We start from the raw sequence: 393 nt of genomic DNA on the forward strand, positions 1-393 counted from the left end.
TGCGTGAGCATTTGACAGAGATCATGGATCGTGAGCGTACGAACCAAAACTCAATACACCTGTATTGTACGGGGGCTTACTGGGTGGCTTTCGAGCGTTCGGGCTATCAGTTGTATCGTGTGTTCGCGGATAGCGAGACCCTGCCGCTGCGGCTGTACGCCTACCCGTTCCCGATCGTTATGGCCTCTATCACGGATCTCTCGCTGCGCTTGTACACCCGTAAACATATTTTGAGAAAAGACGAGTCGGATTACAAACTATTGGTCGTCCCCGAACTTCCCATGTCGGATTACCGCGCGTGGCACGCCGGCGAGGTGGAGGGGTTGCCTTTAATTAAATGAGAGAGTATGAGTATGACGCAAGTACCGTTATTATTATTACCGTGCGGATTGT

Annotated in this window: 1 protein-coding gene; it reads left to right on the top strand. The window is 51.4% G+C overall.

All coding sequences use genetic code 11. The annotated features are described in order from the left end of the window. Positions 1-341: hypothetical protein (locus tag E5342_RS19205; RefSeq protein ID WP_135960096.1), on the top strand; the 341-nt coding region annotated here is incomplete at its 5' end. Positions 342-393: the final 52 nt, after the last annotated feature.

The organism is Parabacteroides distasonis, from assembly GCF_004793765.1.
GTDB lineage: Bacteria > Bacteroidota > Bacteroidia > Bacteroidales > Tannerellaceae > Parabacteroides > Parabacteroides distasonis_A.